Origin of the sequence: Chryseobacterium sp. 2TAF14 (genome assembly GCF_052115105.1) — a bacterium.
Taxonomy (GTDB): Bacteria; Bacteroidota; Bacteroidia; order Flavobacteriales; family Weeksellaceae; genus Chryseobacterium.
This window is the reverse complement of the sequence record NZ_JBFRGA010000149.1, coordinates 1-6,869: the sequence shown is the minus strand read 5'-3', so window position 1 is coordinate 6,869 and position 6,869 is coordinate 1. Positions and strand designations below refer to the sequence as shown.

Sequence of the window (6,869 nt, the reverse complement as noted above, 5' to 3'; positions counted from 1 at the left end):
TTCTTATAAAAGGCTTCTTGAACCTGCGATTTCCAACGAAACCCTTCAGGAAGCAAAAGAAAAAGCAGATAAAAAAGCCATTGAAATATTTTCTGAAAACCTCAGCCAGCTTTTGCTCGCTCCGCCTTTAGGTGAAAAAAGGATTTTGGCAATCGATCCGGGTTTTAAAAGTGGTTGCAAAGTAGTTTGCTTAGATGAAAAAGGAGATCTACTGCACAACGAAACCATTTATCCGCATGCTCCGCAAAATGAAAGCGGGATGGCGATGAAGAAGATCCGTTCGATGGTGAATGCGTATAATATTCAGGCAATATCGATCGGGAACGGAACTGCAAGTCGTGAGACTGAATTTTTCATTAAAAAAATCGGATTTGATAAGCCTTTGCAGGTTTTTGTGGTTTCAGAAGCCGGAGCTTCGGTGTATTCTGCAAGTAAAATTGCAAGAGATGAATTTCCGAGTTTCGACGTGACTGTTCGTGGTGCAGTTTCCATCGGAAGAAGACTTTCGGATCCTTTAGCCGAACTGGTAAAAATTGATGCAAAATCAATCGGTGTGGGACAATATCAGCATGATGTAGATCAAACTCAGCTTAAAAACGAACTGGATTCTACGGTTATGAAATGCGTAAACTCAGTCGGAATCAATTTAAATACCGCAAGCAAATCGCTTTTAAGTTACGTTTCGGGAATTGGTGAAAAGATGGCTGAAAATATTGTGAACTACCGTGCCGAAAACGGAGCTTTTGAAAACAGAAAACAACTGAAGAAAGTTCCAAGATTGGGAGAAAAAGCTTTTCAGCAGGCTGCAGCTTTCATCAGAATTACCAATAGCGAAAACCCTTTAGACAACTCGGCAGTTCATCCTGAAGCGTACGGAATTGTTGAAAAAATGGCAAAAGATTTAGAAATTAAAGCCAATGAATTGATTGCCAATAAAGAGAAAATCAATTTAATTCAGCCTGAAAAATATATTACCGAAGATATTGGAATTTTAGGAATAAAAGATATTTTGAAAGAATTGGAAAAACCGGGATTAGACCCAAGAAAAGCTGCAAAAGTTTTTGAGTTTGACCCTAATGTAAAAAAAATCACCGATTTAAAAATCGGAATGATCCTTCCCGGAATCGTCAACAATATTACCGCTTTCGGATGTTTTGTAGATTTGGGAATTAAAGAAAGCGGGCTGGTTCATATTTCGCAGCTAAAAGACGGTTTTGTTTCTGATGTGAATGAAGTGGTGAAACTTCATCAACACGTGCAGGTAAGAGTAACGGAAGTTGATGAACAGAGAAAAAGAATTCAGTTGAGCATGGTTTTGTGATTTTCTTTTGTCTTGAATATCAAATTAAATGAAAAAAATTTCAGAGCTTAAAGAAAGAAAAATAATACGAAGAGCAACCCGAAATTTTGATTCGGAAGGTAAACGTATTTATAATGAATTTGAATATGATTTACCTTACAATCCGACACACAAAGGAAATGAAAGAGAACGTTTATATGCAAAAGTTATCGATTTGATTCCTTTTTTTCTGATATTTCATTATGGTTTTAATAAGATTATCATTGTCTCTTTATTTTTTTCAATTGTAAGTGTACTTATTTATGGAACTATATCTGAATCTATATTCGGAACAACATTGGGAAAAAAGTTATTTAAATTAAAAGTTATTGATGATTTTGGGAATTATCCGAAGATTTTAAAATCGATGTTTAGAAATATATTATCATTTGCTAATTTCTTTCCTGTATTTGAAGATATAGTTTCAGACCCAAATAGCAGTTATGAAGCTTCCAAAACAACTATGCATTTCAGTATGCACATGAACAATAAGTTATGCAAAACGTATATTGTAAAAGAAAGCAAAATTCCGGAAATCGTAAAACTACTTAATCATAAAACATTAGATTAAATGAAATATTTAAAACTCCTTATTTTCGCACTTATTATAAGTTGTAAACCATCATCCAAAACAAATAATGGTAAAGATTTTATCGGTCTTTGGAAGACCAATGATTCACTGAACATACAATTAGAAATAAAACAGAAAACCTATGAAAACAGAATTATTGAAGACCGATATACTGTTACAATTTCAGAACCAAAAGACTTACAGCGTGAGCGGGAAATCGTTAATAAGCAATTCAATTATAAATTTGTAGAATCTGAAGAATACAATGTATTTCCTTTTAAAGAATTTCTATATGAGAATACCACTTTAAATAGTAATTTTATAGGCTTTAAAAATCAGGATACGCTCATCAGAACATATCCGGATTTTGAGGATCAGATTTTTATTCGTGTAAAATAAGATTCTTTTTATTTTTAAATAAAAAATCGGGTTAAGTTATTGTCTCAACCCGATTTTATTTAATGATAATTAGTTTAATTTAATTATTTATAATCTTTAGAATCTCTTCTCGGCTCTTTTACTTCAGGCCATTTTGCAATTTCGCCTTTATCGTTTTCCGRCATTGTTCTGCGTTCTCTGCTTGTAAATTCAGGATCTTCAGAAGCCATATACGCTAAAGTTGTGGTAAGAATGACATTATTTTTCACTTCATCAAAAACAATTTTATCGTAAGTATCTTTGGTTGTATGCCATGTATAACCGAAATAGCCCCAGTTTAGTGAGCTTAAAGAAAATCCGGGAACTCCGGCTGCAACGAATGAAGCATGATCAGATCCTCCTCCACCCGGCATTCCGGGGAAATCGGTTTTAATGTGATCTCTCACATTTTTCGGAACGGCATTCAGCCATTTTCCGATATAATCATACGATTTTACAAAACCTTGTCCCGCAATATTGATTACTCTTCCCGTTCCGTTATCCTGGTTAAAAACCGCCTGAGTTCCTTTGATGATTTCAGGATTGTCTGCCACAAATCCTCTCGATCCGTTTAAACCCTGCTCCTCGCTTCCCCAAAGTCCGACAACAATCGTTCTTTTAGGATTCGGATAATATTTCTTAAGGATTCTCATGGTTTCAAGCATCGTTAAAACTCCCGTTCCGTTATCTGTTGCACCTTGAGCGCCATCCCATGAATCTAAATGCGCAGAAAGGATCACATATTCATTTGGGGTTTCTGAACCTTTGATCATTCCAACGGTGTTAAATGTTTTTGCTTCCGGAAGAATCTTAGACTGAGCATCAACTTTTATTCTTGGCTTGCCGCCTTTTTCCGCCATTCTGTACAACATACCATAATCTTCAACATCAATATCAAACATTGGGATTTTTGAAGTTTTGGCTCCGAAAATACGATTAGCTCCCATAATTCCTGTCCAGTTTGAAATGGCAATTCCTGCCACTCCGGCTTTTTCTAAAGCTTCGGGAAGTGTATTGTTATCATAACCGATGTTTTTCACATAATCACGGAAATCTTTTGAAGCCTGCTCTTTTTCGGCTTTTAATTTTTCGTACAATTCGGGAGTTGCAAATTCTTTGATCTGCTCATCTGAACGACCGATTTTCTGGTATTGCGCCATCAAAACGATTTTTCCTTTTGCAGAAGGCAGCCATTTGTCGAATTCTGCTTTTGAAGAAACTTTAGGAAGAACAATTACCTCAGCTTCAACTGCTTTTTTCGTTGACGGACTCCATGCCAATTGTGTTGCGGAAAGAGATTTTACTCTCGGATAAACCATGTCAACATGTGTAGTTCCTCTTTGCCAACCTTTCCAGGTTCCGAACTGTTGTAGGTTTGCTTCAATTCCCCATGATTTCAATTTATTGGCAGTCCATTCATTAGATTTCAGCATTTCCGGAGTTCCCACCAAACGAGGACCGATTCCGTCTAATAATTCGAATGCCATATCTTCCAGCTGAGAATGATTATTGGTTTCGTTGACAAAATTTTCAACAATAGGATTTAATTTTTGGGCGGTAGATTGCGCATTCACAAACTGACTCGCCAAAACGACTGCAGGAACTGCAAAAAAAGTGTTTATCTTCATATTTTTATTGATTGCCATAAAGATAAAGCTATTTAATGAAAATTGAAATTCTTACATCTCAATTAGCTACAAAAAAATCTGTGAAGATCTGCATGATCAGGGGAAATAATTTTTTTTCCACGATTGCGCAGATTTGCACAGATTTAAAATTATAGATTGTTGGTGTTTAAAACTGCATAAAAAAGCCGGCTAAATTGGCCGGCTTCTTTTTTATTTTTTAGATTCTTCAACAGAAACTTTTCTGAAGTCTTTGAACAATTTGCTAAGTTCAAGAGCAGATTTACGAGCTCTGGTTCCTGCTGCTTTGTTTCCTTTTTCAACTTGTTGGTTAGCTTCTGTTGTGAACGCTTCAAATTCTGCGTTGATTTTTTCGATAAGTTCTTTCATGTCTATAAAATTTAGGCTGCAAATATATGGTTTCAGACCATTCCAGCCTAATGGTAAAGGCATTTTTTAACTTTATAAACAAAAATATAACATTAAAACATTCAATATTAAAAAAAATCTTGATTATTAATTTAATAAACCATCAGATTTTAGAAAAAATTCAGTCATAAAACAGATTTACATCTAAAATCTACGATTCCGCATTCATTTTTTCAATTCTACACCATTTGTTCTATAATTATAGCATGTTTTTAAATAAAAGTTAATTACCCGCAAAATAAATCAATAGAATAAAAATAGTCCGCAAGTATGATTAAACCAAGAAAAAATATTTTTTAAAAGATCATAAAAATATCATAATCTAATTTCTTTATTGCATCTATTGAAAATTTACATCAAAAACTTAACATAATATAATGATTATCTCCAATTTATACTTACTTTTGACGAATATTTTTATTCATAAAACACAATCTCACCTAATGTATCAAGTAACCGATGAATTAAAAAATAACGGCTTCAGCATTAACCTTGTTTCTGACATTATAGAGCGCAACAATTTTTCAAGAAAATTTAATACTTTAGAATATTTTGTAATTTATCTTGTTACTCAAGACCTCGATATTACCGTTGAAAACAAACCCTATCATATTTCCGGAGGAAATTCTGTGTTCATTGGACCTCAGAAGAATGTGGAATTTGGGAATGCTCTCGGTAAAGAGATTTATGCAATTGCTTTTTCTAAAGAATTTTTCGACAAAACGTCAAAAGACAGCATATACTTAAACTCGAATATTTTTTTCAACAGTAAATCTCACATTTTTGTAGCCCCTTATTTTGGTAACACTGATTATAATAAGATCATATTAATAGAAAGGCTTAAAAGATTTTCAGCTATTGATGAAAAAAACATTTATTTTTCTGCGGCGCATAATGCCATAGAAAGTTTAATTCTTGATGCGCATTTACATATTGATCACAAAAACGATCCTACAGATCATTTAGAATCTGTAAGTTTAGTTAACCGCTTTACAGTAATTCTTCAAAGAGATTATAAAACCGAAAAAAAAGTTTCTTACTACGCAAGTGAGCTTAGGGTTTCGAGCCGGAAGCTGACTGAAATGACAGAATTTGTTTATAGGAAATCTGCCAAACAAATGATCATTGAAAAAGTTATATTCGAATGTGAAAAGGCAATTAAATTTTCAAGCAAAACTTTATCTGAGATCGCATTTGATTTAGGATTTAAAGACGAGGGTAATTTCACAAATTTTGTGAAAAAACACAGTGGAAAAAAGCCTTCGGATATGAGAGAATTAGTTAGCTAATTTCTTATCATTTTAAATAAATTTATATTTATACTCTTATTCTGCTCTATTTTATAGAGCATTTTTTGTTTATGTACAATTCTTAACACGTAAAATACAAATATCTAAATTCCAGTTAGTTAACATTGATTTTTACGTAAAAATTTACAAATATTTACGTAAAAATTATTAAATCAAACCCATAGCAAGTTGCATTAGGTATTTATACTGATTACATTTGTACTATCAATTAACAGCAATAAAAAATTATCATATTATCAGAAATAAAAAAGAACACCAAATCACAAAGTTTTATTAGTATTGTAATCTATTCTTTTCAACCGACACATTCATCATATTAATAAACTTTTCATCATCAGTTTTAATGGTAACTGGATTTATTGAATAACAACCACTAAATCCGGTTACCTCTTTTACAAAAAGAGTTTAAAATTAAAATATTCTTTTATTAAAGCTAATAATGCGGCTTACTTAAATTAATATTCTTATCAATAAGGCTTTTTATTGTACAGATTCTTGTATTCTTACTCAATCAGGTAAAAATTTGCAAAAAATAAACATCTTTTTGCAAATCCCAATCTCTAGATGGGATGTATCTTTGCACCCGAAAAGAACAGATAACAACCTATCTTAAATTAAAACTGATTGATAATATGAAACAATTTTTAATCGCGGCAGCAGGACTATTTGCTTTCGCAAATGCTAACGCGCAAAACGTAACACTAAACGTTAAATTAAAACAAATTCAAACATTAGTAGTAAACACTTCTCAAAAAGTAGTTAACCTAGAGTATGTAACAAAAGATGACTATGTGAATGGTGTAACATCGGTAAACCCTGATCACTTAAACATCTATAGTACAGGAGGTTTCCAGGTTAAAGTAAAAAGTGCTAATGCTGCAATGCAAAACGGAGGAAAAAGCATACAGGCAAACACGATCCAAATAAAAGCTACAGCAGGTTCGGAAGCTGTAAACGGAGCTCAATACTCTCAAAACGTACAATTATCTGCAAACGAAAGCACTTTGGTAACTTCTACAACTGGTGGTGTTAACAAAAAAATCAGCATTGAATAWAAAGGAGCTGGTGCAAATGCTTACTTAGATAATTATGTTGCGGGTCAGGATCCTACAGTTTATACAACAGAATTAACTTATACGATTGTTAGCCAATAACAAACTATAACTATAGAATATTAT

At 33.0% G+C, this 6,869-nt stretch carries 7 protein-coding genes; 5 read left to right on the top strand and 2 right to left on the bottom strand.

All coding sequences use genetic code 11. The features are described from left to right. The 3 genes from AB4Y90_RS13740 to AB4Y90_RS13730 form a co-directional block, all read left to right on the top strand. Positions 1-1,321: helix-hairpin-helix domain-containing protein (locus AB4Y90_RS13740; RefSeq protein ID WP_441558125.1), on the top strand; the 1,321-nt coding region annotated here is incomplete at its 5' end. A 28-nt stretch (positions 1,322-1,349) separates the two neighbouring features. Next, on the top strand, positions 1,350-1,910 hold the full coding sequence (locus AB4Y90_RS13735; RefSeq protein WP_441558124.1) for an RDD family protein: 561 nt from the start codon (positions 1,350-1,352) through the stop codon (positions 1,908-1,910). After that, positions 1,911-2,309 carry a hypothetical protein gene (locus AB4Y90_RS13730; protein ID WP_441558123.1) on the top strand — a complete coding sequence of 133 codons (399 nt, stop codon included), beginning with the start codon at positions 1,911-1,913 and terminating at the stop codon, positions 2,307-2,309. It abuts the gene before it with no gap. 83 nt (positions 2,310-2,392) lie between these two features. Here AB4Y90_RS13730 and AB4Y90_RS13725 read toward each other — a convergent pair whose 3' ends face one another. Together AB4Y90_RS13725 and AB4Y90_RS13720 are read right to left on the bottom strand one after the other, a co-directional pair. Further along, on the bottom strand, positions 2,393-3,955 hold the full coding sequence (locus AB4Y90_RS13725) for a M20/M25/M40 family metallo-hydrolase (protein WP_441558122.1): 1,563 nt from the start codon (positions 3,953-3,955) through the stop codon (positions 2,393-2,395). A gap of 210 nt (positions 3,956-4,165) precedes the next feature. Beyond that, the gene (locus AB4Y90_RS13720; protein ID WP_055981058.1) at positions 4,166-4,342 is read right to left on the bottom strand and encodes a histone H1; all 177 of its coding nucleotides are present in this window, start codon (positions 4,340-4,342) and stop codon (positions 4,166-4,168) included. Between the two features lie 482 nt (positions 4,343-4,824). Between AB4Y90_RS13720 and AB4Y90_RS13715 the strand changes: the two genes are divergently transcribed. Then, positions 4,825-5,670, top strand: a complete 846-nt coding sequence (locus AB4Y90_RS13715; RefSeq protein ID WP_441558121.1) for a helix-turn-helix domain-containing protein — start codon at positions 4,825-4,827, stop codon at positions 5,668-5,670. 653 nt (positions 5,671-6,323) lie between these two features. Continuing rightward, positions 6,324-6,845, top strand: coding sequence for a hypothetical protein (locus AB4Y90_RS13710; protein ID WP_441558120.1), 522 nt, complete (start codon positions 6,324-6,326; stop codon positions 6,843-6,845). Positions 6,846-6,869 lie beyond the last annotated feature (24 nt).